Source organism: Pseudomonas sp. MPDS (assembly GCF_013283895.1).
Taxonomy (GTDB): domain Bacteria; phylum Pseudomonadota; class Gammaproteobacteria; order Pseudomonadales; family Pseudomonadaceae; genus Aquipseudomonas; species Aquipseudomonas rhizophila.
This window is the reverse complement of sequence record NZ_CP054128.1, coordinates 1,865,888-1,890,195: the sequence shown is the minus strand read 5'-3', so window position 1 is coordinate 1,890,195 and position 24,308 is coordinate 1,865,888. Positions and strand designations below refer to the sequence as shown.

The 24,308-nt window shown below is 61.6% G+C and carries 23 protein-coding genes and 1 riboswitch; of the genes, 6 read left to right on the top strand and 17 right to left on the bottom strand.

Annotation, left to right across the window (positions count from 1 at the left end; all coding sequences use genetic code 11):
- Nucleotides 1–9: 9 nt before the first annotated feature.
- Nucleotides 10–3,480, top strand: coding sequence for a PAS domain-containing hybrid sensor histidine kinase/response regulator (locus tag HQ912_RS08230; protein WP_047228702.1), 3,471 nt, complete (start codon nt 10–12; stop codon nt 3,478–3,480).
- Between the two features lie 58 nt (nt 3,481–3,538).
- Here HQ912_RS08230 and rmuC read toward each other — a convergent pair whose 3' ends face one another.
- Nucleotides 3,539–4,921: a DNA recombination protein RmuC gene (rmuC, locus tag HQ912_RS08225; protein ID WP_173407521.1), complete on the bottom strand. Its 1,383-nt coding sequence runs from the start codon at nt 4,919–4,921 to the stop codon at nt 3,539–3,541.
- A gap of 178 nt (nt 4,922–5,099) precedes the next feature.
- On the bottom strand, nt 5,100–5,423 hold the full coding sequence (locus HQ912_RS08220; RefSeq protein ID WP_076383767.1) for a hypothetical protein: 324 nt from the start codon (nt 5,421–5,423) through the stop codon (nt 5,100–5,102).
- 966 nt (nt 5,424–6,389) lie between these two features.
- On the opposite strand from HQ912_RS08220, the gene HQ912_RS08215 reads away from it, so the two are divergent.
- The 3 genes from HQ912_RS08215 (at nt 6,390) to HQ912_RS08205 (ending at nt 8,802) form a co-directional block, all read left to right on the top strand.
- Nucleotides 6,390–6,614 (top strand): hypothetical protein, encoded by a 225-nt coding sequence (locus tag HQ912_RS08215; protein WP_007898912.1) that lies wholly within the window; start codon nt 6,390–6,392, stop codon nt 6,612–6,614.
- Nucleotides 6,615–6,891: 277 nt separating this feature from the next.
- Nucleotides 6,892–7,374, top strand: a complete 483-nt coding sequence (locus tag HQ912_RS08210) for a hypothetical protein (RefSeq protein WP_173406659.1) — start codon at nt 6,892–6,894, stop codon at nt 7,372–7,374.
- A 144-nt stretch (nt 7,375–7,518) separates the two neighbouring features.
- Nucleotides 7,519–8,802 carry an OmpP1/FadL family transporter gene (locus HQ912_RS08205; RefSeq protein ID WP_173406658.1) on the top strand — a complete coding sequence of 428 codons (1,284 nt, stop codon included), beginning with the start codon at nt 7,519–7,521 and terminating at the stop codon, nt 8,800–8,802.
- A gap of 89 nt (nt 8,803–8,891) precedes the next feature.
- On the opposite strand, the gene HQ912_RS08200 is transcribed toward HQ912_RS08205, so the two are convergent.
- The 13 genes from HQ912_RS08200 to cobO form a co-directional block, all read right to left on the bottom strand.
- Nucleotides 8,892–9,443, bottom strand: coding sequence for a glutathione peroxidase (locus HQ912_RS08200; RefSeq protein WP_076383766.1), 552 nt, complete (start codon nt 9,441–9,443; stop codon nt 8,892–8,894).
- 183 nt (nt 9,444–9,626) lie between these two features.
- On the bottom strand, nt 9,627–10,835 hold the full coding sequence (locus HQ912_RS08195; RefSeq protein ID WP_173406657.1) for an MFS transporter: 1,209 nt from the start codon (nt 10,833–10,835) through the stop codon (nt 9,627–9,629).
- A 51-nt stretch (nt 10,836–10,886) separates the two neighbouring features.
- Nucleotides 10,887–11,291, bottom strand: a complete 405-nt coding sequence (locus HQ912_RS08190; RefSeq protein WP_047228709.1) for a MarR family winged helix-turn-helix transcriptional regulator — start codon at nt 11,289–11,291, stop codon at nt 10,887–10,889.
- A gap of 85 nt (nt 11,292–11,376) precedes the next feature.
- Nucleotides 11,377–12,114 carry an adenosylcobinamide-GDP ribazoletransferase gene (locus tag HQ912_RS08185; protein ID WP_139049377.1) on the bottom strand — a complete coding sequence of 246 codons (738 nt, stop codon included), beginning with the start codon at nt 12,112–12,114 and terminating at the stop codon, nt 11,377–11,379.
- 2 nt (nt 12,115–12,116) lie between these two features.
- Entirely contained in the window at nt 12,117–12,692 is a 576-nt protein-coding gene (gene cobC, locus HQ912_RS08180; protein WP_173406656.1) for an alpha-ribazole phosphatase family protein, read from the bottom strand.
- Nucleotides 12,689–13,744, bottom strand: a complete 1,056-nt coding sequence (gene cobT, locus HQ912_RS08175; protein ID WP_107321742.1) for a nicotinate-nucleotide--dimethylbenzimidazole phosphoribosyltransferase — start codon at nt 13,742–13,744, stop codon at nt 12,689–12,691. The genes cobC and cobT overlap by 4 nt, the downstream gene beginning before the upstream one ends.
- The gene (cobU, locus tag HQ912_RS08170; RefSeq protein WP_047228713.1) at nt 13,741–14,262 is read right to left on the bottom strand and encodes a bifunctional adenosylcobinamide kinase/adenosylcobinamide-phosphate guanylyltransferase; all 522 of its coding nucleotides are present in this window, start codon (nt 14,260–14,262) and stop codon (nt 13,741–13,743) included. The genes cobT and cobU overlap by 4 nt, the downstream gene beginning before the upstream one ends.
- A gap of 133 nt (nt 14,263–14,395) precedes the next feature.
- Nucleotides 14,396–15,847, bottom strand: a complete 1,452-nt coding sequence (locus tag HQ912_RS08165; protein WP_076383761.1) for a cobyric acid synthase — start codon at nt 15,845–15,847, stop codon at nt 14,396–14,398.
- Nucleotides 15,844–16,836: a threonine-phosphate decarboxylase CobD gene (gene cobD / locus HQ912_RS08160; RefSeq protein WP_160894107.1), complete on the bottom strand. Its 993-nt coding sequence runs from the start codon at nt 16,834–16,836 to the stop codon at nt 15,844–15,846. The genes HQ912_RS08165 and cobD overlap by 4 nt, the downstream gene beginning before the upstream one ends.
- Nucleotides 16,829–17,737 carry an adenosylcobinamide-phosphate synthase CbiB gene (gene cbiB, locus HQ912_RS08155; protein ID WP_076383759.1) on the bottom strand — a complete coding sequence of 303 codons (909 nt, stop codon included), beginning with the start codon at nt 17,735–17,737 and terminating at the stop codon, nt 16,829–16,831. The genes cobD and cbiB overlap by 8 nt, the downstream gene beginning before the upstream one ends.
- A complete protein-coding gene (bluB, locus tag HQ912_RS08150; protein ID WP_047228717.1) occupies nt 17,734–18,384 on the bottom strand; it encodes a 5,6-dimethylbenzimidazole synthase in 651 nt (216 codons plus the stop codon). The genes cbiB and bluB overlap by 4 nt, the downstream gene beginning before the upstream one ends.
- The gene (locus HQ912_RS08145) at nt 18,381–19,775 is read right to left on the bottom strand and encodes a cobyrinate a,c-diamide synthase (RefSeq protein WP_047228718.1); all 1,395 of its coding nucleotides are present in this window, start codon (nt 19,773–19,775) and stop codon (nt 18,381–18,383) included. Before HQ912_RS08145 ends, bluB begins: the two co-directional genes overlap by 4 nt.
- The gene (cobO, locus tag HQ912_RS08140) at nt 19,772–20,383 is read right to left on the bottom strand and encodes a cob(I)yrinic acid a,c-diamide adenosyltransferase (RefSeq protein ID WP_047228719.1); all 612 of its coding nucleotides are present in this window, start codon (nt 20,381–20,383) and stop codon (nt 19,772–19,774) included. Before cobO ends, HQ912_RS08145 begins: the two co-directional genes overlap by 4 nt.
- Before the next feature lie 77 nt (nt 20,384–20,460).
- Nucleotides 20,461–20,698, bottom strand: a riboswitch (cobalamin riboswitch).
- 159 nt (nt 20,699–20,857) lie between these two features.
- Between cobO and HQ912_RS08135 the strand changes: the two genes are divergently transcribed.
- Entirely contained in the window at nt 20,858–21,442 is a 585-nt protein-coding gene (locus HQ912_RS08135) for a hypothetical protein (protein ID WP_047228720.1), read from the top strand.
- 67 nt (nt 21,443–21,509) lie between these two features.
- Nucleotides 21,510–22,820 (top strand): PQQ-dependent sugar dehydrogenase, encoded by a 1,311-nt coding sequence (locus tag HQ912_RS08130; protein ID WP_047228721.1) that lies wholly within the window; start codon nt 21,510–21,512, stop codon nt 22,818–22,820.
- A 100-nt stretch (nt 22,821–22,920) separates the two neighbouring features.
- Here HQ912_RS08130 and HQ912_RS08125 read toward each other — a convergent pair whose 3' ends face one another.
- Both HQ912_RS08125 and HQ912_RS08120 read right to left on the bottom strand, forming a co-directional pair.
- Complete coding sequence (locus tag HQ912_RS08125) at nt 22,921–23,454, bottom strand: C40 family peptidase (RefSeq protein ID WP_047228722.1); 534 nt, start codon at nt 23,452–23,454, stop codon at nt 22,921–22,923.
- Between the two features lie 165 nt (nt 23,455–23,619).
- Complete coding sequence (locus HQ912_RS08120) at nt 23,620–24,246, bottom strand: C40 family peptidase (RefSeq protein WP_047228723.1); 627 nt, start codon at nt 24,244–24,246, stop codon at nt 23,620–23,622.
- Nucleotides 24,247–24,308: the final 62 nt, after the last annotated feature.

Below are 24,308 nucleotides of genomic sequence, written 5' to 3'. Positions count from 1 at the left end.
GGAGCTTCCATGTCGTTGTCCAGCGGGCTGATTGCCGTTGTTGCCCTGGCCTATATGGCCATCCTGTTCGCCATCGCCTTCTACGGCGACCGGCGCAGCACACCCTTACCCCCTCGGGTGCGGGCGTGGGTCTACAGCCTGTCGCTGGCGGTGTACTGCACCAGCTGGACATTTTTTGGCGCGGTGGGCCAGGCTGCCGAACAACTCTGGTCATTCCTGCCGATTTACCTCGGGCCGATCCTGTTGCTGGTGCTGGCCCCGTGGGTCTTGCAGAAAATGGTGATGATCAGCAAGCAGGAAAACATCACCTCCATCGCTGACTTCATCGCCGCCCGCTATGGCAAATCCCAGTCCCTGGCGATTGTGATTGCCCTGATTTGCCTGGTGGGTGTGTTGCCGTACATTGCCTTGCAGCTCAAGGGCATCGTGCTCGGGGTGAACCTGCTCATCGGCGCCGGGGCCGACACCACGGGCACCCGCGCCCAGGACACGGCGCTGATCGTTTCACTGATCCTCGCGCTGTTCACCATCGTGTTCGGCACCCGCAACCTGGACGCCACCGAGCACCACCGAGGCATGGTATTGGCCATTGCCTTTGAATCGCTGGTCAAGCTGTTCGCCTTCCTTGCCGTTGGCGCCTTTGTCACGTACGGGCTCTACGACGGATTCGACGATCTGTTCAACCAGGCGATGCTCGCGCCGCGGCTGGAGCAATACTGGAAAGAAACCATCAACTGGCCGTCCATGGTGGTGCAGACCGGGGTGGCGATGATGGCGATCATCTGCTTGCCGCGGCAGTTTCACGTGACCGTGGTCGAGAACATCGAGCCTCAGGACCTGCGCCTGGCCAAGTGGGTGTTCCCCGCCTACCTGGCCCTGGCGGCGTTGTTCGTGGTGCCCATCGCCCTCGCCGGGCAAATGATGCTGCCCGACTCGGTGCTGCCGGATTCATTCGTCATCAGCCTGCCGTTGGCCCAGGCCCACCCGGCGCTGGCGGTGCTTGCGTTCATTGGCGGCGCCTCGGCGGCCACCGGCATGGTCATCGTGGCGAGTGTCGCGCTCTCCACCATGGTGTCCAACGACATGCTGCTGCCTTGGCTGTTGCGCCGCAACAACGCCGAGCGGCCCTTTGAAGTGTTTCGCCAGTGGATGCTGTCGGTTCGCCGGGTGAGCATTGTGGTGATCCTGCTGCTGGCCTATGTCAGCTACCGCCTGCTGGGCTCGACGGCGAGCCTGGCGACCATCGGCCAGATAGCCTTCGCCGCCGTGACCCAACTGGCGCCTGCCATGCTCGGCGCGCTGTACTGGAAACAGGCCAACCGTCGCGGGGTGTTCGCCGGCCTCGCCATGGGGATTTTCCTGTGGTTCTACACCTTGGTGTTGCCGATCGCGGCCCACAGCCTGGGCTGGTCGCTGAACAGTTTCCCGGGGCTTGCGTGGCTGCATGGCAACCCCTTGAACCTGCCAATTTCACCGCTGACCCAAGGGGTCGTGTTATCCCTGGCCGGTAACTTCACCCTGTTTGCCTGGATCTCCGTGCTGTCGCGCACCCGCGTGTCGGAACACTGGCAGGCCGGACGCTTCATCGGCCAGGAAATCAGCGCCCGCCCCAACCCCCGCTCGATGCTGGCGGTGCACATAGATGACCTGTTGCAACTGGCCGCGCGCTTCGTTGGCGAAGAACGGGCGCGCCAGAGTTTCATTCGCTTTGCCTACCGCCAGGGCAAAGGCTTCAACCCGAACCAGAATGCCGACAGCGAATGGATCGCCCACACCGAACGGCTCCTGGCGGGTGTGCTGGGGGCTTCGTCGACGCGCGCAGTAGTAAAAGCCGCGATTGAAGGTCGGGAGATGCAGTTGGAGGATGTGGTCCGAATTGCGGATGAAGCCTCGGAAGTACTGCAATTCAACCGTGCACTGCTGCAAGGTGCCATCGAAAACATCACCCAAGGCATCAGCGTGGTCGATCAGTCCCTCAGGCTGGTGGCCTGGAACCGCCGATACCTGGAGCTGTTCAACTATCCGGACGGTTTGATCAGTGTGGGTCGGCCCATCGCCGACATCATCCGCTACAACGCCGAGCGCGGCCTTTGTGGCCCGGGCGAAGCAGAGGTCCATGTCGCTCGACGCCTGCACTGGATGCGCCAGGGCCGTGCACACACCTCTGAACGGCTGTTTCCCAATGGCCGGGTGATCGAGCTGATCGGCAACCCCATGCCCGGCGGCGGTTTTGTCATGAGTTTTACCGACATCACCGCTTTCCGCGAAGCCGAACAGGCCCTGACGGAAGCCAATGAAGGATTGGAACAACGGGTGGCGGAACGCACCCGGGAACTGTCGCAACTGAACATGGCCCTGACCGAAGCCAAAGGCACCGCCGAGTCGGCCTACCAATCCAAGACCCGGTTCCTGGCAGCAGTCAGTCATGACCTGATGCAGCCGCTCAACGCCGCACGCCTGTTCTCCGCAGCGCTGTCCCATCAGCACGACGCCTTGCCGAGCGAGGCCCGGCAACTGGTACACCACCTGGACAGTTCGCTGCGCTCGGCCGAAGACCTGATCACCGATCTGCTGGACATTTCCCGCCTGGAAAACGGCAAGATCAACCCTGACCGCAATCCATTTGCCCTCAACGAACTGTTCGATACCCTGGGCGCCGAGTTCAAGGTACTGGCCCAGGAACAAGGCCTCAAATTCCGGGTGCGGGGCTCACGACTACGGGTCGACAGCGACATCAAGTTGCTACGTCGTGTGTTGCAGAACTTCCTCACCAATGCCTTCCGCTATGCCAAAGGCCCGGTACTGCTGGGCGTTCGCCGTCGCAATGGCGAATTGTGCCTGGAGGTGTGGGATCGCGGCCCGGGCATCGCCGAAGACAAACTGCAGGTCATTTTCGAAGAGTTCAAACGTCTCGACAGCCATCAGACTCGTGCGGAAAAAGGCCTGGGCCTGGGCCTGGCGATCGCCGACGGGCTGTGCCGCGTGCTGGGTCACACCTTGCGGGTGCGTTCCTGGCCGGGGCGCGGCAGTGTCTTCAGCGTCAGCGTACCGCTGGCCCAGGCGCAGACTGCCTTGCCCAAGCCCGCAGCCGAACTCAACGGTCATTTACCAAAAGGCGCCCAGGTGCTGTGTGTCGATAACGAAGACAGCATTCTGATCGGCATGAACAGCCTGCTCACTCGCTGGGGCTGCCAGGTGTGGACGGCGCGCAACCGCCAGGAGTGCGAGCGTTTGCTCAGCGAGGGAGGCCGACCGCAACTGGCCCTGGTGGATTTTCACCTGGACAATGGAGAAACCGGAACCGAGCTGATGGCCTGGTTACGCAGCCGTATGGGTGAACCTATACCAGGCGTGGTGATCAGCGCCGATGGCCGCCCCGAGACGGTGGCGCAGGTGCATGCGGCGGGTCTGGACTACTTGGCCAAACCGGTGAAACCGGCCGCATTGAGGGCGTTGTTGAGTCGGCATTTGCCGTTGTAGAGAATCGATTTCCCACTGTCAGGCACACACTGCCTGGCATCAAGCCCAGGTTTTTACATCAAGCCTGAGGCTTTTCGGTCTCTTCAGGCAGTTCGGGCAGCCCATCGACATCGGTCATTGCCCGTTCGAGCAGTTCGGCTGGCAGGCTTTTGCTGGCCCGGGCGCCGAGCAATTTGAGTTGTTCGCTGCGGCTGATCAGATTGCCACGCCCTTCTGTGAGTTTGTTGCGCGCCGCACTGTAGGCTTTGTCCAGTTGCTGCAAACGGCTGCCTATTTCGTCCAGGTCCTGAATGAACAGTACGAACTTGTCGTACAGCCACCCTGCCCGCTCGGCGATTTCCCGGGCGTTCTGACTCTGGCGCTCCTGTTTCCACAAGCTGTCGATCACCCGCAACGTCGCCAATAGCGTCGTCGGGCTGACGATCACGATGTTGCGGTCGAAGGCTTCCTGGAACAGGTTCGGTTCGGCTTGCAGCGCGGCAGAAAACGCGGCCTCGATCGGTACGAACAACAACACGAAATCCAGGCTGTGCAAACCATCCAGGCGCTTGTAATCCTTGCCGGCCAGACCTTTGACGTGGGCCCGCAAAGACACCACGTGCTGCTTGAGAGCGAGTTGGCCGATGCTGTCGTCCTCGGCGGCCACATATTGTTGATAGGCCGTAAGACTGACCTTGGAATCCACCACCACCTGCTTGTCGCCGGGCAGGTAAATCAGCACGTCCGGCTGGAACCGTTCGCCGTCCGGGCCCTTGAGGCTGACCTGGGTCTGATACTCGCGGCCCTTCTCCAGGCCGGCGTGTTCAAGCACCCGCTCCAGAATCAGCTCACCCCAGTTACCCTGGGTCTTCTGGCCTTTGAGGGCACGGGTCAGATTGGTCGCTTCATCGCTCAGGCGCAGGTTCAGCTGTTGCAGCCGTTCCAACTCCTTGCCCAAGGAGAAGCGTTCCCGCGCCTCGGCTTGATAGCTTTCCTCGACACGTTTTTCAAAGGATTGGATGCGCTCCTTCAGCGGGTCGAGCAACTGCCCCAAGCGCTGCTGACTGGTTTCCGCGAAGCGTTGCTCACGTTCATCGAAGATTTTTCCTGCCAGCTCGGCGAACTGTGCCCGCAACTCGTCTCGCGAACCTTGCAGGTCGTCCAGACGTTGCTGATGACTTTCCTGTTGCTCACGCAGTTCGGCATGCAACGAAGCCGCCTGGGCATCAAGACGCCGCAATTCCGCTTCTTTTGCGGCGCGCTCCAAGTTCCAGGCGTGGGCCGCGTCTCGGGCGTTGTCGCGTTCGATCTGCAATAACTCGACTTCGCGACAAGCGGCGGCAAGCTCGGCTTGCCGGGCGGCGTTGGCCTGGCCCAGGTCGCTGATTTCATCGCGGCACGCATCGAGCTGGGCGTTCAAGCCGTCGTGGGCCATGTGGGCGGTGGCCAGACGCTCCTCCATTAATGCGAGTTCGGTTTGCGCGGCACTGGCCTGGCGTTGCAGGTGCCAGGCCAGGGCGAGCAACGGCACCGCAGCACCCGCCAGGCCAAACAACAGGCTGGTCAAATCCATAGCCATGACAATTCCCGCCGATGAAATAAAGCCCGCAGGTTAACCAAGCGGCCAGGGGATGCCCAGCTCAGTCTTCGATTTCACCCAGCGCCTGGCGCGCACGATGATCCCCGGCCCTGGCAGCCTGACGCAGCAGATCCTGGCCGATACGGCGATCGCGCGCGTTCCCGCATTCACGGCACATCAGCTGACCGAGGCGACTTTGCGCAGCTACCACGCCTTCCCGGGCTGGTTGCTTGAGTAAACGGCCGGCCAAGTGTTTGACACTGGTGTTTTCCCCAAGGCGCGGGCTGTCGAGCAGCCATTCGGCCACGCGCATCGAAATGCGTTTGGGTGGGGTAACACCGGCGGGTGTGGAGGTAACAGGATTTGATACTGAGCGAAACTTCATAAAGCACTGTGGGACAGATCAGGAAGGCGCGCCACTCTACTCCTTTTTTCGCACGGGTAAAGTCGAAAAAATCCGGCACGCCCGTGCTAGAGCAAGCGCTTGGGACAATCCACAGAAGCTGTGGATAACTCAGTGGACAACCCCCCCTGAAGTCGCCGTAAGCCCTGTGGAACGGGGCCTGCGCTCAAACTGACGATTTTTTCACCAGTAAAAAAAAGCGATGTTTTTCATTGACTTAAATTTTGGATACAGGCACCCACCCCAGATTGTTTCCACATGACAATACGGTGACAACCACCGCATCGAGTGTGCACAAGTAACACGTGAAATGGTTATATGGTTGCGCCGTTTTGGCTCATTTGCGCGGTAAAACCTGGGGATAACCTGACGACGTGCGGGCCGTTGTCCGTCGGCTAAGCGCAAAACCATTGATCGGTTCCTGTGCTATGGCCGATCACCGATGGGCAAACAAACGATCAGTCGGCAACCAGGCAGGATCTTTTTTTCCCATCGTCCTTCCCTTCGACCACTCGATCCGTTACTATCCGCGGCGTTAGTACCAAGCTGAAAGTCAATTCCGGGTCGAATACATCTCCACGGTCAGCCTTCTTCAAGAGAAGCCTCACCGACAAAAAGAGACCGACCCCCTCGATGGTTTCCAGGTAATTCTTGCGTCAACACTGCCTTTGATCGATTGCAAAGGATGTTGCCAGACTCGTTACTCTGACCGAACCAGCCTGCAAAATTGATCAGGATCTTCACCCCGGGCCCAGAACCTTTGCCCTTGATGTGTTGCCTGCCCTCCTAAGTACCTACCTGCCAGCCCAAGCGCGCACTTTATATAGCGCTCAAACTGGCTGCTTTGTTCCAGTCGGGTTCTTCGTTCGACCAATGGTGGTCGACGTTACTGGAACGTTTTAACGTTGCACGGTTCTTAACCGTGTCATTTGTAGGAACACCCATAACATGTCGACTCAAATCCATACACAGGATGCCATCCGCACCCTAACCAACGCTTTTGCCCCAATGAACTGCCTGATCATGGCCGCTCGCAAAGGCTGCTTCAGCTTCACGCTGGTCAACGAACATGGCATCGCCCGTCACAGCGAACGCCTGTACCCCGATCAGTACTCCAGCGCAGAACCGCTGCAGGCCGTGATCGAGCGTACCCGTCAGGCACTGGTTGCCTGATACGCCGCAAAGGCTGAAACCCTAAGGCCCCGCCCCAAAAGCGGGGTTTTTTATTGCCCAGAATTTCTCGATAAAGCGCAACGGCTTAAGCACCGGGGGATATAACGGTTATAACCGTTCGGCGAAGATGTTTTAAAAACAGTCCTTTACAGCGGGAATATGACACTACACTTCAAGTCAAGCGGCATGATCCGCTTCCGGCGGAGCCTGAACCGAACCACTGCTGCCAAGCCCACACCCATTTCAGGCTCTGCCCCTTTCACGTTTCGAGGGTTTTATGGGTATCGCTGCCAGCGAACTGTGTCGATATGTGATCCGCCCGACGCTCCTGTACCTGGAGCGCCACAGTGCAACGGCGGAATCCTTGTTGCTGGGGATTGCCGCCAGCCAGTCCGCCCTGGGATCAGCCCTGCATGACCGTCGCGGGCACGGCCTGTACCGCATTCCCGAACCCCGCCACCGGGCGCTCTGGGACCATTACCTGGCTCTGGATCCGGAACGAGCCAGCCTGGTTCGGGGCCTGGCCAGCCAGCACGCCTTTCTCAGCGGCCCGCACCTGGAATTGACCGTCAATCTGCGTTACGCCACCGCCATTGCCTGGCTTTTGGTGGAGGAACAGAACCTCGCGCTTCCTGACGCCGATGACCTGTTAGGCATGGCCCGGATCTGGCGCCAGACATTTCACCCTCAAGGGCGCCTGCGGGATTTCACCTGCGCCTGGCAAAGTTGTGTTTCGCCGCTGAATCAGGTCGCCTGCTAAGGTCAGATCTGGAAAGTTCCTACAACAGCCGCGAATTTGGTCTGATTGTCCTACAAAACCGCTCTAAATCAAGCCATACAGCCTATAGCGCTTAAACGAAAATGTTGGTAATTTTCGCCCCGGTGATCACCTGGAGTTCTAACAATGAAAAAAATGATGCTCAAAACCACCCTTGGCCTTGCCGTTACCTTGGCATCCACGCAGATTTTCGCCAGTGGCTTTGCCTTGAACGAACAAAGCATCAGTGGCATGGGCACCGGTTTCGCTGGGCGTTCTTCCTCTGCCGATGATGCAAGCACTGTGTTTGGCAACCCGGCCGGCATGTCGCGCCTCAAGCGCCAGCAAGTTACGGGCGGTATGGCCGCTATCGACGCGTCCACCGACATCAACGACGCCAGCGGTAGCCAATCGGGCACCAACAAGGGCGACATGGTGCCGTTCACTGCCGTTCCGATGGGTTATTACGTCAAGCCTATCGATGATCAATGGGCTTTCGGCCTGGGTGTATACGCACCGTTCGGCCTGATCACCGATTACGAAAGCAGCTTCCAGGGTCGCAACTTCGGCAGCAAGAGCGAAGTGAAAGTCGTCGCCTTCCAGCCCACCGTCAGCTACGCCTTCAACGACAAGGTGTCGATCGGTTTCGGCCCGACCATCAACCACATTTCCGGCGCACTGGAATCGACCCTGACCACGCCGCTTTCACCGAACGATGGCGAAGTGAAGATCAAGGGCGACGACATTGGCTATGGCTACAATATCGGCGTGCTGGTCCAGGCGACCGACACCACTCGTGTTGGCCTGACCTACCACTCCAAGGTCAAGTACAAGCTTGAAGGCCACACCAAGGTAAGCCCGGGTGCCGGCACTCCCGCCGGGTTCCTGAGCGGGGCGCGTTATGACGCTTCGCTGGACATCACGACACCTGAATCGGTGGACTTTTCGGTCACCCAGCAGCTCAACGATGCCTGGACCCTTTATGCCGGCAGCACCTGGACTCGCTGGAGCCGCTTGAAAGAAATCACCGTGGACAACCAAGGCGTCACGCCTGCAAACGGTGGTGCACTGGCCCCTGCGTTCCTTGGCACCATTACCGAGGAACAGAACTGGCATGACACCTGGGCCTACGCCATCGGTACGTCCTACCAGTTGAACAAACAGTGGGTGCTGCGTACCGGCCTGACTTTCGACCAGTCACCTACCAACAACATCGACCGCTCGCCACGCATCCCTACCGGCGACCGGACCATCTTCAGCCTGGGTGCAGGTTGGAGCCCGACCGAAGACCTGACCATCGACGTGGCGTATTCCTATCTCAAGGAAGAGAAAGTCAGCGTCAATCACAGCAACGCTCTGGGCCAGTCCTACAACGCTGAATACGAAAACAGCGCAAATGGCTTCGGTGTCGGTGCAACCTACCGCTTCTGATGATTCACGGCGAGCCTGAACCCCTCGCCATCTGAAGCGAAAAAAGCCCCGCACTCTGCAAAGAGGCGGGGCTTTTTCGTGACTGGCGATCAGGGGCGAGAGGCGATGGCCGCTTCTACCGCCTGGATGAATTCAGGATCGTCGGGTTTGGTCCGACTGGAGAAACTGGCGACGACTTTACCCTGGCGGTCCACGACATACTTGTAGAAATTCCATTTCGGTGCCCCGGACTGTTCGGCCAGATGCCTGAACAACGGGATGGCGTCCGCGCCGCGTACCGGTTGGGGCTCGGTCATGGTGAAGGTCACGCCATAATTGACGTAGCAGACCTTGGCCGTCTCTTCGCCGTCCTTGGATTCCTGTTTGAAGTCATTGGACGGTACCCCCAGCACTTGCAGACCGTCACCTTTATAGCGCTGGTTGAGTGCCTCCAGACCTTTGAACTGCGGGGCGAAACCGCAGAAGCTGGCAGTGTTGACCACCACCAGCGGCTGGCCGGCGAAACGCTGGCACAGATCGATGTTTTCCTTGGCCCGCAACTTGGGCAGCGAGCCCTCCAGCATGGGTGGGCAGTCAGCGGCCCATACGTGCCCGGTCAAAGCCAGCAGCAGAGCGGGTACAGCAAACCTGCGCATCAGCATGTCGCAATCTCCTTGAAAGCACGTCAGACCCCGACGTTACTCCCCCCTGCCCGGCGCCGTCCACCGCTCAGCAGGTGCCCATACCCAGTTGCATCAACGCCAGCCCGCCCTGATGCCACCCCCACCAGGCGACCACCAGCAGCAGGCCGGCACCGGCAGCAATCAACCACGGGCCTACGCGGCTCATGCCGCACCTGCCTGAACTTGCAGCCGCGCCACCGGACGCTCACGCACCGGCCAGTTCAACGCCGCCGCCAGCAGACTGAGCAGGATCGACACCTGCCAGATCAAGTCATAACTGCCGGTTCGGTCGTATACCACCCCACCCAGCCAGCCCCCCAGGAACGAACCTAACTGGTGGAACAGGAACACGATCCCACCCAACATTGAGAGATTTCGTACACCAAACAACGTCGCTACCGTGCCGTTGGTCAAAGGCACCGTCGACAGCCACAAAAAGCCCATCGCCATCCCGAACAGGTAAGCCGTGGTAGTCGTCACCGGCAACCACAGGAACAAGCCAATCACCACCGCCCGCAACAGGTACAACCCGGTCAGCAAGCGCGGCTTGGACATCCGACCGCCCAACCAGCCTGCGGTGTAGGTGCCGAAGATATTGAACAGGCCGACCAGGGCCAGCACGGTCGTGCCGACGCTGGCCGCCAGGTGCTGGTCCACCAGATAGGCCGGCAAATGCACGCCAATGAATACCACTTGGAACCCACAGACAAAAAAGCCAACCGCCAGCAGCCAGAAGCCGGAGTGGCTGCAGGCCTCGCGCAGCGCTTCGGACAAGGTTTGCTCATGACCGGTCAGCGGCGCAGGGGTGTCCTTGAGCATGCTCACCAGCGGCACGATCAGCGCCACCAGCAGCCCCAGCGCCAACAGCGCGGCAGACCAGCCGAGCCAGCCAATCAGCCCCAGCGTGCCCGGCAACATGGCGAATTGGCCGAAGGAGCCGGCAGCGCTGGCGATCCCCATGCCCATGCTGCGTTTTTCCGGCGGCACAGCACGCCCGACCACGCCGAGGATCACCGAAAACGACGTGCCGGACAGACCGATACCAATCAACAGACCCGCGCTCAATGAAAGCGACCATGGCGAGTCGGCCATGCCCATGAAGACCAGACCGAGGGCATACAGCACGCCACCGATGAACACGACTTTCGCGGCACCGAAGCGGTCGGCCAGCGCCCCGGTAAAAGGTTGCGCCAAGCCCCAGATCAAGTTCTGCAAGGCAATGGCGAAGGCAAACACCTCACGACCCCAGCCAAACTCGGCACTCATCGGCGCCAGAAACAGCCCGAAGCCATGCCGTACACCCAGGGACAACGCCAGGATCAGCGCGCCGCCCACCAGAACCCAACCACAGGTACGCCACATCGATGTCATTTTATTCTCCGGTCACGGGTATATACCCGCTTATCATCGAACGAACCGGCTTCACGCCAGTTCATCCAGCAAGGCCAGCAACGTTGCGCGCTTTTCGGCGCCCAGCTTATCGATCAATCGTTGTTGCGCCGCTTCCCAGGCCGGCAACGCCGCCGCCAGCCGGGCATGCCCGGCTTCAGTGAGTTCGACAATGCGATTGCGCAAGTCTTCACCTTCGGCCAGCGCCACCAGCCCCTCACCTTCCAGTACCCGCAGGTTGCGCCCCAGGGTGCTGCGGTCCAGGCCCATGGCCTCGGCCAGGGAAGAGATACTCGGTTGGTCCAGGCGCGCCAGGTTGCTCAGCAAGGAATACTGGGCGACGTTGATCCCGAAGCCGTCGAGGGCGCCGTCGTAATACCTGCTGACGCCCCGAGCAGCGCGACGCAGGTTGATGCACAAACATTGGGAGGCAAGCATAGTGCGTGTATATACCCGCGATTAAGTGAATGCAAATTTTAATTCAGGAAATTTCAAACTGAATCCCCAGCCAGACAGGTAGCGCTCAATTCCAGATCAGCACCAGCCCCACCAACACCACCATTTCAAGCAGCTCCAGCAAGGCGCCTGCCGTATCCCCGGTACACCCTCCCAGCCTGCGCAACATCATCTGGCGCAACCCGATAAATACCGTTAGAGCGATGACCAGCGCCGATACCCCGACCCAGCCCGCCACCAGCACGCCCCCCAGCGCACAGGCCAGCAATACCTGCCAGCCGCTGTGGCGCGGCAGATGGTCGGCGAGCGCCTGCCCTAACCCGCCGGCACGCACGTATGGGGTGGTCAGGAATAACCCCAGCAACGCGCCACGCCCCAACACCGGCACGATGATCAATGCCAGGGTTTGTCGCTGCTCGATCAGGGCCAGCAATGCGGCGAATTTGAGCAGCAGCACCAACACCAGCGTAATCACCGCAATCGGCCCGCTGCGAGGGTCTTTCATGATCAGCAGCGTACGCTCGCGATCGCCAAAACCGCCGAGCCAGGCATCCGCGCTGTCGGCCAGCCCGTCCAGGTGCAGGCCGCCGCTAAGCAGCACCCAAGCGGTGAGCAACAGGGCTCCATGGAGCAGCAGCGGCGTGCCAAGCAACAGGGCATCAAGCCCCCACAACAAGCCTCCGAACAACAGACCTACCAGCGGATAAAACAGCAACGAACGCCCCAACTGCGCAGGCTCAGGCATGCCCGGCAAGCGAACCGGCAGGCTGCTCAGGAACTGCAAGGCGATCCAGAACGCCAGCATCTTCAGCCCTCTTCCTTCAACACCGAACCAGGCGACACCCGAAGAGAAAACAGCGCGCCATGAGCCACTTCTACATTGAGCAACTGCTCCCGAGGCAGACCGCGGGCTCGCGCCAGCAGCAAGCGCATCACCCCGCCATGGCTGACCAGCAATACGCGCTGCCCTGCATACGCGGTCCTCAGGCGTTCAACCGCCGCCAGGACTCGCTTCGAAAACTCCAGCACCGGCTCGCCGTCTGGCGGAGTGAATGCGTAGGGATCGGCCCAAAAGCGGCCCAGCGCCTCGGCGTCGGTGTCCATCAACGCCGCCGCGCTGCAGCCTTCCCAGGCGCCGAAATGCAGCTCCTGCAGATCCTTGTCCAGGTGCACCGGCACATCGAGCTGGACGCCGAGTTGCTCAGTGAAACGGGCGCAACGCTGCAACGGCGAACTCACCAGCCGATCCCAGGGCCCGCCCGCCGCGACCGCCTCGCGCATCTGCTCCCAGCCCCTGTCCGTCAAGGCATCGTCGAGGCTGCCACGCAGCCCGCCGCCCAGTTCGGTCTCGCCGTGGCGCAGCAGGTCCAGGTGCAAAGTCATGCCGGGCGATCCGCCACAGCCGCTTCGGCAAACGTCGCCATCTGCCCGTGAAGATCACACGCCAGGCGCAACAGCGGCACCGCCAACGCCGCACCACTGCCCTCACCCAGGCGCAGGCCCAGGTCCATGAGCGGCTCAGCGCCGAGTGTTTCCAGAACGTGCCGATGCCCCGGCTCGGCACCGCGATGGCCGAACAACAGCCATTGCCTGCATTGAGGATTGAGACGCACCGCCACCAGTGCTGCGACGCTGCAGATGAAACCATCCACCAGCACCGCAACGCCCTGCTGGGCGCAGGCCAGATACGCGCCAGCCAACGCTGCGATTTCAAACCCGCCCAGGTTGAACAGTGTTTGCAGTGGATCGTTACGCTGTGCACCGTGCAACGCCAGGGCGCGCTCGATGACTTGAGCCTTGCGGCTGACACCCGCGGCGTCCAGCCCGGTGCCCGGCCCGACCAGGTGAGTCACCGGGCAGTCAAGCAAGGCACAGGCCAGGGCACTGGCCGCCGTGGTGTTGCCAATGCCCATTTCGCCGCCGATGAACAGCTGCGTTCCGGCGGCGACAGCACGCAACACACTGTCACGTCCGGCCAGCAATGCCTGCTCGCCTTGGGTCACGGTCATCGCCGGCCCCTGCACGAAATTCGCGGTACCTGGCCCCACGTTCAGATGCCGCACACCGGGTAGCGCCAGCGAAGGCGTCACAGTGCCCAGGTCAACCACTTCCAACGAGGCGCCCAGTTGCCGCGCCAATACACTGATCGCCGCGCCACCGCTGACGAAGTTGAGGAGCATCTGCCCGGTGACTTCCTGGGGATAGGCCGATACGCCTTCGGCCACCACACCGTGATCACCTGCGAAAATTGCGATCCAGAGTTGATCCAGGCTCGGCTTGACCTGCCCTTGCAAACCCGCCAGTTGCACCGCCACTGCCTCGAGTCGCCCCAGGGAGCCGGCCGGCTTGGTCAGTTGTTGCTGACGGACCGCAGCCTGCTCCAGGGCCTGGGTGTCGAGGGGCTTGCACGGGTCCAGCCACCAGCGATGATTCATAACGCAGTACCTTTGAGAGTCAGGGGCAAGCCGGCAACGGTCAGCACGACGCGCTGGCAACGTTCGGCCAAAGCTTGATGCAGCCAACCGGCTTCATCGACATAACGGCGAGTCAACTCGCCCAGCGGCACGACACCCATTCCGGTCTCGTTGCTGACAAAAATGATTTCGCCCGGCAGCGCGCCAACGCACTCCAGTAGAGCGTCACGCTCGGCGTTCAACTGCTCGAGGTTGTCGAGCATCAGCAGATTGGTCAGCCACAGGGTCAGGCAATCCACCAACAGGCATTGCCCTGAACCGGCGTTATCGCGCAGCACCCGCGCCAGGGCCAACGGCTCCTCCACCAGCGCCCATTCGGCCGGACGGCGAGCGCGGTGTTGGGCGACCCGTTCGTTCATCTCGCCATCCAGAGGTTGGCTGGTGGCGATGTAGGTAACGGGCAATCGGCTGTCTGTGGCGAGCTTTTCGGCCAGGCGACTCTTACCGGAGCGGGCGCCGCCGAGGATCAGTTGCAGCATGTTTTTTACCTTTCAAATTGGCCGTGTTGCTGCCGGCTTCATCGCGAGCAGGCTCGCTCCCACAGTGGTTGTGCGATGCACACAAGTCCCTTGTGGGAGCGAGCCTGCTCGCGATGAGGCCAGTGCAGCCACCCTAGATCCCACACAGCTCACGCAACAGCCCGGTATCCAAATGCCGCTCCACCAGATCCGCCAACCGCTCGATGTCCCGCTCGCGCAACCCGTGGTAGTCCACCGCCTGCACATTCTGCAACCCGGCCCAACGCAACAAGGCGCTGCTGGCCGCCGGTGACTCGAACAGCCCATGCAGATAGGTGCCGAAAATCTGTCCATCCAGACTCTGGGCGCCATCACAACGCCCGTCATCCAACTGCACCGCCGGGTTTTCCAATGCCGGGCCTGAGGTTACACCGGCATGGATTTCATACCCGCTGACCTCGGCCTCTTCCAGGGCCAGTCGACCGCGCACATTGCGCAACTGCTTCTCGTGTTCCAGGGTCGTTTCGAAAGCCAGCAAGCCCAGCCCGGTGCTGGAGCCCGCGGCCCCTTCCAGCCCCAGCGGATCGTGGACCTGCTGGCCGAGCATCTGCAAACCGCCGCAGATGCCTAGCAACTTGCCTCCATAACGCAGGTGACGATGGATGGCCGTCTCCCAACCGTTGGCGCGCAGGTAGGCCAAGTCACTGCGCACGCTCTTTGAACCCGGCAGGATGATCAAGTCAGCCGCGGGAATGGGCTGGCCTGGGCCGATGAATTGCAGATCGACCTGCGGATGCAGGCGCAGCGGATCGAAATCGGTGTGGTTGCTGATGCGCGGCAATACCGGCACCACTACCTTGAGCACCTGCTCGGCCTTGTCGGCCTGCCGTTGATCGAGACCGTCCTCGGCTTCCAGATGCAGGTCCATCACGTACGGCAACACGCCAATCACCGGTTTGCCGGTGCGCGCCTCAAGCCAGTCCAGGCCCGGTTGCAGCAGGGCGATGTCGCCGCGAAAACGGTTGATGATGAAGCCCTTGACCCGCGCCTGTTCGCTGGGCGAAAGCAGCTCCAGGGTACCCACAAGGTGGGCGAAGACGCCGCCGCGATTGATATCGGCAATCAGCAGCACCGGACAGTCCACCGCCTCGGCAAAGCCCATGTTGGCAATGTCACCGGCGCGCAGATTGATCTCCGCCGGGGAACCCGCGCCCTCCACCATCACCACCGGATACGCCGCGCTCAAACGTTCGTGGGAGGCCAGCACCGCTTGCATCGCGATGGCTTTGTAATCGTGATAGGCCACGGCATTCATGGTGGTGACGGCGCGGCCATGGATAATGACCTGGGCGCCGGTGTCGCTGTTGGGCTTGAGCAGCACCGGGTTCATGTCGGTATGCGGTTGGAGACCGGCCGCCTGGGCCTGCACGGCCTGGGCACGGCCGATTTCACCGCCATCGGCCGTTACCGCGCTGTTGAGTGCCATGTTCTGTGGTTTGAACGGCACCACGCTCACCCCCTGACGCCTGACCCAGCGGCACAACGCCGTGACGAGAGTGCTTTTGCCGGCATCGGACGTGGTGCCCTGCACCATTACAGTGGTCATTGGATGTCCTTGGCGTAGGCCTCGAAAGCTTGTTCCAGGCGCAGGAATTCACCGTCATCGGCCGGCAACCCGAAGCGCAGGCTGCTGGTATGGGTAAACAACCGCAGAAGAATGCCGCGCTGGGCCATGAAATCGTAAAGTGCCTGGGCGTGCTCAGTGACCAGCCATTGGAACAACCCGCAGCCGCCCTGAGGCTTGAAGCCGTGGCGTTCGAGCGTCAGCGCCAGGCGCTGACTGGTGTCTTCGCAGCGTTGGCGCTGGCGGGCCTGGGCGTCGGTGTCCAGCAGGCACGCCTGGCCCACCACCCGGGTCGGCCCGCTGACGGCCCACGGCCCGACTTGTTCGGCGAGCAACTTGAGCAAGTGGCGCTCGGCCAATACAAATCCCAGGCGAGCCCCGGCCAGGCCAAAAAACTTGCCGAACGAACGCAGCACGATCAATCCGACCTGATGGGCATGGGCGGCCAGGCTCAGTTGTGGCGTGACATCCATGAACGCCTCATCCACCACCAGCCAGCCACCGCGCTGGGCCAATCGGGCATGCCAGTCCAGCAAGCGCTCGGGGCTCAACAGCAAGCCCGTGGGGTTGTTGGGGTTGACCACCACCAGCACGTCAAGGCTGTCGAGGAAGAAGTCCACCTCCGGCTCCAGCACTTCACGCACGATGTAACCACTGCGGCGCCAGGCTTCGGCGTGTTCGGCGTAACAGGGTGAGAGGACGCCGACCTTGCCGGCCCGACGCAGGCGCGGCAAGAGTTGGATGGCCATCTGCGAGCCCGCCACCGGCAGCACATGCTTGGCGCCGTAATAATCGCAGGCGGCCTGTTCCAACCCGTCATCGGTCTCAGGCAGGCGTGCCCAAGCCCGCGGTGCAATCGCCGGCACGTCGAACGGCCAGGGCGCCAGGCCGCTGGACAGATCCAGCCAGTGCGCCTCGGCAATCGCGTATTGCCGGGCCGCGTTGCGCAGGCGCCCACCGTGCTCAAGCATAAAACTCAGCTCCCAGGCAGAGAATCAGCAACCACAACCATACGCCACGCTGGACCAGTTGCCAGCCGCGATCAATGGCGTCGGCGTTCGCCGGCGCGCCTTCGCCCAAGGGCGGACGTTGATGCAATTGGCCGTGATACACCGCCGCGCCACCCAGTTCGACCCCCAGCGCACCCGCGCCGGCGGCCATCACGGGCCCGGCATTGGGACTGTCCCAGGTCGGGCCCTGAGTGCGCCAGCACTTGAGCGCCAGGCGGGTTTTTCCAAGCACGGCGTAAGTCAGCGCCACCAGGCGCGCCGGAATGTAGTTGAGCCCATCATCGATCTTGGCCGCTGCCCAACCGAAACGCTCAAAGCGCTCGTTGCGATAGCCCCACATGGCGTCGAGGGTATTGCTCAGGCGGTATAACACCACACCAGGCGCGCCCGCGACGGCGAACCAGAACAGCGCGGCGAACACCGCGTCGCTGCCGTTCTCCAGCACCGACTCAGTGGCGGCACGGGCAACGGCAGTCTCATCCAGTTCGGCGGTTTCGCGACTGACCAGATAGCCGACCCGCCGGCGCGCTTCATCCAGATCCCCGCCGCGCAGAGCCCGGGCCACTGGCTCGACATGCTCCCCGAGACTGCGCAGGCCAAGGGCGAGGTACAGCGCCAGGATTTCCACCAGCCAGCCCACCAACGGCGCCCAGGACAGCGCCGTCGCGAGCAGGGTCAACGGCACCACGGCGATGATCCACGCCGTCACGCCATGGCTGCGCCAGCCACGCCCGCCGGAGTTGAAACGTTGTTCGATACGATCGGCAAAGCGACCGAACGCCACCAGCGGATGCCAGCGTCGGGGTTCGCCCAACAGCGCATCCAGCGCCACCGCGGCAGCACTGAGCAACGCCACACTCATGGGCTTACTCCCCAATGGTTTTCGTAGAGCAATTCATCCAGCGCACGCGGCTGCGCCCAGCCTTCCAGAGCGAGCATCGGTGCCGGGTAAAACCCCTCGACCGGCCCCAGGCACAATATTGCCAGCGGTTTGGCGCCGGCGGGCAGGCCCAACAGCTCGGCCAGGGCCTGGGGCTCGAACAGAGAAACCCAGCCCATCCCCAGCCCTTCGGCGCGAGAAGCCAGCCACAGATTCTGAATCGCGCAAGACAGCGAGGCCAGGTCCATTTCCGGCAGGGTTCGTCGACCGAAGACATAGCGCTCGCGATCATCCATCAACGCCGCCACCAGCACTTCGGCGCAGTCGTTGAGGCCTTCGACCTTGAGCTTCATGAATTCATCGCTGCGCTCGCCCAGGGCCTCGGCGGTGCGGATGCGTTCCTGTTCCACCAGTTGACGGAGTTGCCCACGCAAGGCGCGGTCGCTGATGCGAATGAACCGCCACGGCTGCATCAGACCCACACTGGGGGCTTGATGCGCGGCTTCCAGCAGGCGGCGCAGCAACGCTGGCTCAACGGTGCCGCCGGTGAAGTGGCGCATGTCGCGGCGTTCGGCGATGGCCCGGTAGACGGCATCGCGTTCGGCCTGGGAGAAGGAGTTGTCTGTCATGACCGCTTCGCGAGCAGGCTCGCTCCCACAGGGGTCAGGTGATCAGAGGTGGGGGCGAGCCTGTTGGCGATAGCGGCCTCAGGATCAGGCGCAAACAGCGCGGCAATCGCCCTTGGATTCGACGGAAAATAGAAGTGCACATAGGAAGCCGTCATCCGACCCTGCCGGAAAACCGCCTCCGCGCCACGCCCGCCATTGGGGCTATGGCCTCGGGCAATCGGCTCCAGCCCGGTGCTGGTGAGGGAATGATGATAGGTATGCCCGCGCAAAGTGCCCTCCGGCAACTCCACCGATTGCAGCGCCAGGGCCGCCAGACGCTTTTGCATCTGCGCGTCACCGGCCAGCAACCCAAGCAGCTCGGCGCGGGTGCCGTCCACATCCGTCAACGAGTCCAACAGATAAAGCATGCCGCCGCATTCAGCCAGCAAGGGTTTGCCTGCTTGATGGTGCGCGCGGATCGCCGCCAGCATCGGCGCGTTTTGCGCCAGCGCAACATGGTGCAATTCCGGATAGCCACCGGGCAGATACAGGCTGTCCGCCGCCGGCAGTTCGCTGTCATGAATAGGTGAAAAGAAGCTCAGTTGCGCGCCCATGGCTCGCAACAAATCAAGGCTGGCGCCATAGGTGAAGGCGAACGCTTCGTCCCGGGCCACGGCGATGTGCACACCTTCCAGCCACGGCTGCGCGGCAATCACCGCTGGCGCGACGAACTCCACAGCCGGCGGCAACGCCACTTCACAACTGCCAGCCAAGGCATCGGCGGCGGCGTCGAGGCGCAGGTCCAGATCATTCAATTCACTGGCCTGGACCAACCCAAGGTGGCGACTTGGCAGCTCGATACCGGTTTCCCGTGACAGGGCGCCGTACCAGCGCAGGCCTTCGGTCAGGCTGCCTTCGAGCAACTGCGCATGACGCAAGGTGCCGACCCGATTGGCCAGTACCCCGGCGAAAGGCAAGTCCGGCTGATACCGCGCCAGGCCCAGGGCCAGGGCACCGAAGGTCTGGGCCATGGCCGTGCCATCGATCACCGCCAGCACCGGCACGCCGAAGTGCCGGGCCAGATCGGCACTCGATGGCGTGCCATCGAACAGCCCCATCACCCCTTCGATCAGAATCAAGTCGGCTTCGGCAGCAGCTTCCCACAACAATCGACGACTCTCCTGCTCGCCGACCATCCACATGTCCAGTTGGTAGACCGGCGCGCCGCTGGCCCGCTCCAGGATCATCGGGTCGAGGAAATCAGGTCCGCACTTGAAGACCCGCACCCTACGGCCCTGCTTGCGGTGCAAGCGGGCCAGGGCGGCGGTGACCGTGGTTTTGCCCTGCCCGGAAGCAGGAGCGGCGATCAGCACCGCCGGGCAGTGACGACTCGCCAAGGGAACATCGCTCACAGTTCGACGCCCTTCTGCGCCTTGATACCCGCCTGGAACGCGTGCTTGATCATGCCCATTTCGGTGACGGTGTCGGCCAGTTCAATCAATTCCGGCTTGGCGCCGCGACCGGTCACCACCACATGCTGCATCGGCGGACGGGCCTGCAAGTCGCTCAGCACCTGGTCCAGGTCAAGATAACCGTGCTTGAGGGCAATGTTGAGTTCATCGAGCACCACCAGGCCTATGGACGGGTCGCTCAGCAATTGACGCGAAACTGCCCAGGCCGCTTCAGCCGCGGCGATGTCGCGCTGGCGATCCTGGGTTTCCCAAGTGAAGCCTTCGCCCATGACATGAAAGCGCACCTGCTCCGGGAAGCGACGGAAAAACAGCTCTTCACCGGTGCTGTTACGCCCCTTGATGAATTGCACCACGCCGCATTGCATGCCATGGCCCATGGACCGGGCCAGCATGCCGAACGCAGAACTGCTCTTACCCTTGCCGTTGCCGGTCAGCACCAGCAGCAGGCCACATTCGTTGGGCGAGTTGGCGATGCGCTCGTCGATCACGGCTTTCTTGCGCAGCATGCGCGCCAGGTGGCGTTCGTCGCGATCGGGGGTGTGGGTCATGGGAGCTCTCCGTTGGGATTGGATAACGGCGGGCGGGCACAAAAAAGACGGCAACAAGCCTGGCATCGCCCACCGTGATGCCGTTGGATGAATCAGGCCGGTCTCCGGGCTCATGAGCGGCGTGATGCCGGGCTGCGCGCCTTCCCATGTCTACGGACACAGTGGCTGGTGGCCTGTGTAGTGCCAGGCGCAGCGTTGACTCATTTACCGTTGCGGGGGCAGCGCCGGGTTCGTATGCACTCACCGGCTTCCCTGTTTCACTCTGTCGACCCAACGATCGCCCGGTCACAGAGCACCTGAAACAAGCCGCGAAGGTTAGAGGGTTGGGGGTGGAGCGTCAATTAAAGCCGGCACAGGTTCAACAGCGGACATTGGCCCTGATCAATAAAATGACGCCAATCTTGTGCCATGCTGCGGCAAGTGATATCAAATAGGCATCACGACCCGATATCACAATAACAAGAGGGCAAAAGCATGCAAGGCATGATCATCAGCAATCCAAAACTGGAATTCCTGCGCCCGGTGCTGGAACGCTGGTTTGACTGTATCGACCGTTACAACGCCGTGCGCGGCGATAACGACACACCTTACTGGTTCGATGAAAAAGCCAATCTTGGCTTGCTCTCGGCCGCAGCCTGGATGGCCGAGATGGTCACGCTGCAGAACACCCCCACTCGCAAACAGAATGAAGAAGGCGAACGCAACGTCAGCGCCGATCTGTTCATCGCCGGCACCGAGGAGCGCGCGTTCATCCAGGCCACTCAACGCTGGCCGAAGGTCAAGAACCTCAATCTCACCCAGCCGCTGCTCGACATCACCAGCGATGCCAAACGTATCAGCTATTCCAGTGACCTGCGATTGGGCTGCCTGTTCGTCGCACCACAAAAGGCCCAGCAGAGCGCCACGCCGGAAGAACTGCAGGACATGATCGATGAACTGCAGAAGGAAAATACCTGCGCCGTGGCCTGGTACTTCCCTTATGCCTATCGCAAGTTGCGCAATGAGGCCGGGCAGTATCATCCGGGCATCGCCGTGCTGTTCAAGCAGGCCCACGGCTGACCGGTTGAACCATCGCGGGTCTAAGCTTCTCTATGAATAACCACCATGCACTCATAGGGAAGCCCGCATGCTCAAGCCACCACACCTTCTGATCGTCGCATTGGCCGCAGGGCTTGTTGCTTGCGGCGAGTCCTCCACACTGCAGGTTTCCGACGGCACTGGCCCCTCGCCAAAACTGCCGGAACCGAACAAGACCCTGATCCCCACCGTCAACATTGCCGAGGCTATCGGCTGGCCGGATGGCGCCAAACCTACCCCGGCCCAGGGCCTGCAAGTGGGCGCATTCGCCGAAGGGCTGGATCATCCACGCTGGCTCTACGTGCTACCCAACGGTGACGTGCTGGTGGCAGAAACCAACGCGCCGCCCAAACCGGACGACTCCAAAGGCATTCGTGGCTGGGTCATGGAGAAAGTCATGGGCCGCGCCGGCGCGGGGGTGCCCAGCCCCAATCGCATTACCCTGTTGCGTGATGCCAATCATGACGGCATCGCCGAAACCCGTACGGTCTTTCTGGAAAACCTCAATTCACCGTTCGGCATGACACTGGTGGGCAATGATCTGTACGTGGCCGACACCGACCGACTGATTCGCTTCCCTTATAAAGAGGGCGATACGCAAATCAAGGCGCAGCCGACCAAGGTCGTCGACCTGCCGGGTGGCACGCTCAATCACCACTGGACCAAAAACGTGATCGCCAGCCAGGACGGCAGCAAGCTGTACGTCACTACCGGTTCGAACAGCAATGTCGGGGAAAACGGCATGGAGGCCGAGGAAGGCCGCGCGGCCATCTGGGAAGTGGACCGTGCCAGCGGCAATCACCGCATCTTCGCCTCGGGCCTGCGCAACCCCAACGGCCTGGCCTGGGAGCCGCGCAGTGGCGCGCTATGGACCGCGGTGAATGAGCGCGATGAGATCGGCAGCGACCTGGTCCCGGACTACATCACCTCAGTCAAGGACGGCGCCTTCTATGGTTGGCCCTATAGCTATTACGGGCAGCACGTCGATAAGCGGGTCGAGCCACAAAAACCGGAACTGGTGGCCAAGGCCATCGCCCCGGATTACGCCGTCGGCCCACACACCGCGTCACTGGGGCTGACATTCGCCGAAGGCAGCACCTTGCCAGCGCCGTTTACCGAAGGGGCTTTCATCGGGCAGCACGGCTCATGGAACCGTAAACCCCACAGCGGCTATAAAGTGATTTTCGTACCCTTCAACGCCGGCAAGCCGGTGGGGCAACCGGTGGATGTGCTGACCGGTTTCCTGAATGCAGATGAAAAAGCCCAAGGCCGACCAGTGGGTGTGGTGATCGACAAACAGGGCGGGCTGTTGGTGGCAGATGATGTGGGGAACAAGATTTGGCGGGTTTGGGCTAAATAACCGCTGAAGAAGCTGACCTGAACACTGGAACCTGTGGCGAGGGATTGTTCTCTCGCCACAAGAGCTCTGCTGAGCCGGCGCAAAAAGCGAACTTGAATCGTCAGGGATTACGCGCCAGATGCGCCGGTTGCAGCACACGCTTGGCACTGAGATAGGCTTTCTGCCAATAAGCCTTAGACAGGCTATCGAGCTTGACCGTACCCCCGGTCGCTGGCGCGTGGACGAAACGCCCCTCCCCGACATAGATCCCGGCATGGCTGACCTGAGAGCCACCGTTGGTGGCGAAGAAAATCAAATCACCGGTCTGCAACGCCTCCTTACCGACACTCGGGGCGCGCATACCAATCATCTCGCGGGTGGAGCGCGGCAGGGAGATACCGGCCGCATCGCGATACACATAGCCAATCAGGCCACTGCAATCAAAGCCTGAATCCGGCGTATTACCGCCCCAACGATAGGGTGTCCCCACCAACCCCAGCGCCCGGAACAGCACGTCTTCGGCAACCGGGGAAAAGCTTTGCGCGGGTGCGAATACCACCGGAGCCCGCACGGGCGCAGGTGGCGGAGTACGGCTGGCGCAAGCGCTGAGCAGCGCGGCAAGGAGCATGAGAGCGAGGCGGGCCGACGTCGACATATGCAGAACAATCCTGATCTGGATGCGGCTTTTCTGCCGTGGGCATGAAAACAAAGCCGCCTGCGGAGTACGCAGGCGGATTGCCATCAATCAATGATCATGGATTCTAGCGGCTATGAGGCAAACTTCAAGTAAGACTTTAAGTTTGCCTTACAAACTGTGAGCTTACTTGCGAGCAGTGACCACGGTCGGTGCCATCGCGAGTGCGCGCTTGGCTTCGATGAAGGTCTTGCTCCAGTAGCTGTCGCCCAGGCTGTCGATTCGCACGCCACCGCTGCGACGGCTGCTGGAATGGATGAACTGGTTGTCACCCAGGTAGATACCGGCGTGACTGACGCGACCACGACGACCGTTGGTAGCGAAGAACAGCAGGTCGCCCGGCTCAAGCTCGTTACGAGCAACCAGCGGGGCCTTCACGTTGATCATTTCGCGAGTGGAGCGCGGCAGGCTCATGCCAGCCTCTTCGCGAAACAGATACCCGATGAAACCGCTGCAATCGAAGCCGGCCTCGGAGGAACCGCCAAAACGATAGCGGGTACCGATCAAGGACATGCCCCGCTCCAGGATGCTGTCAGCCAGCACCGGAAGCTGATAAGGCTTGCTGCCGGCGAAGTCTGCCAGCTCTTTGTCGGTGGCCATTTCTTCCTCAAGTGCAACAGAGGAAGACTGGGCAGTAACGGAATTTTGAACCTGTGGTTGTTGCGCTTGCTGGGACACTGGAGAGTGGGCAGCACAACCGAACAACAGGGTAACGAGTGCGAGAGGCACCAGGGGTGCGAAGCGACTTAGCATGGGCACGACCGTGGCTGAAGTTGTAAAGATGGCGAGACTATGCCCACTATCAAGCTCATTTG

Coding starts and splice junctions, on each gene's coding strand:
- HQ912_RS08165 (WP_076383761.1), bottom strand. CDS start 15,847: ATGACCACTGTAATGGTGCAGGGCACCACGTCCGATGCCGGCAAAAGC.
- HQ912_RS08195 (WP_173406657.1), bottom strand. CDS start 10,835: ATGACATCGATGTGGCGTACCTGTGGTTGGGTTCTGGTGGGCGGCGCG.
- HQ912_RS08230 (WP_047228702.1), top strand. CDS start 10: ATGTCGTTGTCCAGCGGGCTGATTGCCGTTGTTGCCCTGGCCTATATG.
- HQ912_RS08190 (WP_047228709.1), bottom strand. CDS start 11,291: ATGCTTGCCTCCCAATGTTTGTGCATCAACCTGCGTCGCGCTGCTCGG.
- HQ912_RS08215 (WP_007898912.1), top strand. CDS start 6,390: ATGTCGACTCAAATCCATACACAGGATGCCATCCGCACCCTAACCAAC.
- HQ912_RS08220 (WP_076383767.1), bottom strand. CDS start 5,423: ATGAAGTTTCGCTCAGTATCAAATCCTGTTACCTCCACACCCGCCGGT.
- HQ912_RS08130 (WP_047228721.1), top strand. CDS start 21,510: ATGCTCAAGCCACCACACCTTCTGATCGTCGCATTGGCCGCAGGGCTT.
- cobD (WP_160894107.1), bottom strand. CDS start 16,836: ATGCTTGAGCACGGTGGGCGCCTGCGCAACGCGGCCCGGCAATACGCG.
- HQ912_RS08200 (WP_076383766.1), bottom strand. CDS start 9,443: ATGCTGATGCGCAGGTTTGCTGTACCCGCTCTGCTGCTGGCTTTGACC.
- HQ912_RS08210 (WP_173406659.1), top strand. CDS start 6,892: ATGGGTATCGCTGCCAGCGAACTGTGTCGATATGTGATCCGCCCGACG.
- bluB (WP_047228717.1), bottom strand. CDS start 18,384: ATGACAGACAACTCCTTCTCCCAGGCCGAACGCGATGCCGTCTACCGG.
- HQ912_RS08185 (WP_139049377.1), bottom strand. CDS start 12,114: ATGCTGGCGTTCTGGATCGCCTTGCAGTTCCTGAGCAGCCTGCCGGTT.
- HQ912_RS08205 (WP_173406658.1), top strand. CDS start 7,519: ATGAAAAAAATGATGCTCAAAACCACCCTTGGCCTTGCCGTTACCTTG.
- cobO (WP_047228719.1), bottom strand. CDS start 20,383: ATGACCCACACCCCCGATCGCGACGAACGCCACCTGGCGCGCATGCTG.
- cbiB (WP_076383759.1), bottom strand. CDS start 17,737: ATGAGTGTGGCGTTGCTCAGTGCTGCCGCGGTGGCGCTGGATGCGCTG.
- cobT (WP_107321742.1), bottom strand. CDS start 13,744: ATGAATCATCGCTGGTGGCTGGACCCGTGCAAGCCCCTCGACACCCAG.
- HQ912_RS08135 (WP_047228720.1), top strand. CDS start 20,858: ATGCAAGGCATGATCATCAGCAATCCAAAACTGGAATTCCTGCGCCCG.
- HQ912_RS08120 (WP_047228723.1), bottom strand. CDS start 24,246: ATGCTAAGTCGCTTCGCACCCCTGGTGCCTCTCGCACTCGTTACCCTG.
- rmuC (WP_173407521.1), bottom strand. CDS start 4,921: ATGGAGGAGCGTCTGGCCACCGCCCACATGGCCCACGACGGCTTGAAC.
- HQ912_RS08125 (WP_047228722.1), bottom strand. CDS start 23,454: ATGTCGACGTCGGCCCGCCTCGCTCTCATGCTCCTTGCCGCGCTGCTC.
- cobC (WP_173406656.1), bottom strand. CDS start 12,692: ATGACTTTGCACCTGGACCTGCTGCGCCACGGCGAGACCGAACTGGGC.
- cobU (WP_047228713.1), bottom strand. CDS start 14,262: ATGCTGCAACTGATCCTCGGCGGCGCCCGCTCCGGTAAGAGTCGCCTG.